Genomic DNA, 3,550 nt, shown 5'->3' on the forward strand with positions numbered 1-3,550 from the left:
ATAATCGCCTGCACCGCATCGCCCAGCGAATAGTTATCCGGCACGTTAAAGGAGATGGTTGTTACCGGGAACTGATCCAGATGGTTGATGGAAAGCGGCGCAAAACGCTGCTCAATTTTGGCAATTGAGCTTAACGGCACCACGCCACCGTCGCTGCTGGTCAGGCGAATGGTATCCAGCGCCGCGAGGCCTGGGGTATTTTCGGTATTGTGCTCCAGCACCACGCGATACTGGTTAGCCTGAGTATAAATAGTGGAAATCAGTCGCTGACCAAACGCGTTGTACAGGGCGTTATCGACGTCCGCCATGCTGATCCCCAGACGGCTGGCGCTGTCGCGATCAACATTGACATACGCCACCAGCCCTTTGTCCTGCCAGTCGCTGGAGACATCAGAAAGCTGTGGCAGTTGCTGGAGTTTTTCCATCAACTGTGGCACCCAGGTACTGAGCGCATCCAGTGACGTGGCCTGCAAGGTAAACTGGTACTGGGTGCGGCTGACCTGAGTATAGATGGTCAGGTCCTGCGTTGGTTGCAGGAAGAGATCGACGCCCGGCACTTTATCTACCGCCGTTTGCAGACGGGCGATGACTTTTTGCACCCGATCATCACGTTCATCCAACGGTTTGAGGTTGATTTGTAAACGTGCACTATTCAGCGACGGGTTAGTGCCATCAACGCCAACAAATGAGGTCAGGCTTTGCACTGCCGGATCCTGCAAAATCACGTCCGCGACCTGGCGTTGTCGCTGGGCCATATTGGCAAAGGAGCTGGATTGCGGTGCCTGCAAAGTGCCCTGAATAATGCCGTTGTCCTGTACCGGGAAGAAACCTTTCGGAATGAACACCCACAGCAGCACGCTAAGCAGCAGCGTGCTGAGTGCCACGCTTAAGGTCAGCCACGGATGATTCAGCACTTTCGCCAGTCCACGACCATAGGCGGCGATTATCCTGTCGAACATTTTTTCCGAGGCACGGGAGAAGCGGTTCTGTTTACGCAACGACTCCTGGCTGAGCATCCGCGCGCACATCATCGGTGTCAGGGTCAGCGACACCACCGCTGAGATCAAAATCGCTACCGCCAGGGTAATAGCAAATTCGCGGAACAGTCGCCCGACGATATCGCCCATAAACAGCAGTGGGATCAACACCGCAATCAGTGAGAAGGTCAGCGAGATAATGGTAAAGCCGATTTCACCTGCGCCCTTGAGCGCCGCCGCCAACGGTTTTTCGCCTTTTTCGATATAGCGGGAAATGTTTTCGATCACCACGATGGCGTCATCGACCACGAATCCGGTGGCGATAGTTAACGCCATCAGTGTCAGGTTATTGATTGAAAAATCGAGAAACACCATAACCGCGAAAGTGCCGATTAACGACAGCGGTACAGCAACACCGGGAATGATGGTCGCCGGAATATTGCGCAAAAACAGGTAGATAATCATGACTACCAGCGCGATAGCCATCATCAATTCAAACTGAGTATCATCGACGGATGCGCGGATATTGGTGGTGCGATCGGAAAGCACTGTCACCTTCACCGATTTCGGCAGACTCTCAGTGAGCTGTGGCAGCATCTGCCGAATGCTGTCGGCGGTGGAGATAATGTTAGCACCGGGCTGGCGCTGAACATTCATCACAATGGCCTGTTCTTTGTTCGCCCACGCGCCGAGCCAGCTGTTTTCTGCACCTTGCTCTACAGTTGCGACATCGCCCAGACGAATTGGCGCGCCGTTCTGGTAGGCGATGATTAGCTGGCGATACTCTTCGGCGGATTGCATCTGGTCGTTCGCGGAAAGCGTGACCGCACGGGAAGGGCCGTCGAGGCTACCTTTTGCCGAGTTAACGTTAGCGCCGGTAATGGTGGTGCGCACGGTTTCGCTGGTCAGGCCGAGGGCGGCAATCGCCTGAGCGTTAAGTTTGACGCGAACAGCCGGACGCTGACCGCCGGAAATCTGCGAGATTTTCTGCGCGACGCGGGTTTCCACCATATCTTCCACTTGCGTCATCGGCATGGCGGTTGAGGTGACGGCGAGCGTCATGATCGGCGGATCTGCCGGGTTCACTTTGCTGTAAACCGGCGGGTTAGGCAGATCGCTCGGCAACAAGTTGGTCGCAGCGTTAATCGCGGCCTGCACTTCCTGCTCGGCGACATTGAGCGGTAATGTTAGCTGGAACTGCAAAGTGATAACTGACGCACCGCCGGAACTTTGCGACGACATCTGTTTCAGGCCAGACATCTGCCCGAACTGGCGTTCGAGCGGCGCGGTAACGGCAGAGGTCATGACATCCGGGCTGGCACCTGGGTAGAGCGTGACCACCTGAATGGTCGGATAGTCCACTTCCGGCAGCGCCGAAACGGGCAGGGCGCGATAACCGATAATCCCGGCGAGTAAGATCGCCACCATCAGCAGCGTGGTGGCGACAGGACGCATAATAAACAGGCGCGACGGGCCGCCTGTGCTGCTCGGGGGTAACACCTGCATCAGGAGCGTGCTCCTTTTTTCGCGTATTCGCGGCTGGTGGCTTTCTCTTCCGGAGTGGTGGCGCTCTGGGCTTCCACCACTTCCACTTTCGCCCCTTCGGTCAGGCGATCAATGCCGTCTGTCACCACGCGATCGCCCGCAGAAATACCTGCACGGATCACCACTTTCTGACTGTCCTGAATGCCCGGCGTCACCAGATGTTTGCTGACCTTGTTTTCGCTATTCAGCACCCAGACAAAATGGCCTTCATTGCCCATTTGCAGGGCGGCTGTTGGGATCACTACGGCGTTTTGTTCGGTGTCGACTAACATGCGCGCGTTAACAAACTGATTGGGAAACAGCGCATCATCCTGATTATTAAAGCGTGCTTTCACTTTAATCGTACCGGTTGTGGCATCGATTTGGTTATCGAGGCTTAACAGCGTGCCTTCACTTAATTTCTTCGAATTGGTGCGATCCCAGGCTTCTACCATCAGCGGTTTTCCGGCTTTTTGCGCCTGCACTACAGTAGCGATATCGCTTTCCGGCAGGGTAAAGACTAAATCGATAGGATGCGTCTGGGTGATCACCACAATTCCGGTGGTATCACCACTGGAGATTTGGTTACCAACATCAACTTGCTTGAGACCAACGCGACCATCGACTGGTGCGGTGATGCGGCTCCAGTCGAGTTGCAACTGCGCGCTGGCGACGCTTGCTTCATCAGCCTTAATGGTGCCTTCGGTTTCACTGACCAGCGCCTGTTGGGCATCCAGCTCCTGACGGGAGACGAGATTGGTTTTTGCCAGTTGCTGATAACGCGCCAGATCACGGCGGGCGTTAGCAAGCGTGGCTTTATCTTTTGCCAGTTGGCCCTGGGTTTGTGCTAATGCAACTTTGACCTGCTGGCCTTCCTGGAAATGTAACGCCATCAGTTGACCGTCCACGCGGCTGCGCACCGTAACAGTATTAGCGGCGGTAATGGTGCCAAGCCCGGTGAGGTAACGTGCCCCTATTAAGTTGTCAAGCATGTTATGACCCCTGCGGGGTATAAAAAGTCCCGTCGCGCATCATGGCGAACAGAACGC

1 protein-coding gene and 1 pseudogene are annotated in these 3,550 nt (G+C 55.2%); both read right to left on the reverse strand.

All coding sequences use genetic code 11. From position 1 onward, the window contains the following. Nucleotides 1–2,483 (reverse strand): multidrug efflux RND transporter permease subunit MdtB (gene mdtB, locus ACUU1M_RS19365; protein WP_449144750.1); only part of this gene is annotated, 2,483 nt, incomplete at its 3' end. Further along, a pseudogene (locus ACUU1M_RS19370) lies at nt 2,483–3,469 on the reverse strand (MdtA/MuxA family multidrug efflux RND transporter periplasmic adaptor subunit); the annotation flags it as partial. The gene mdtB and the pseudogene ACUU1M_RS19370, both read right to left, overlap by 1 nt. Between the last annotated feature and the right edge of the window lie 81 nt (nt 3,470–3,550).

Source organism: Shigella sp. SIG6, assembly GCF_053555815.1.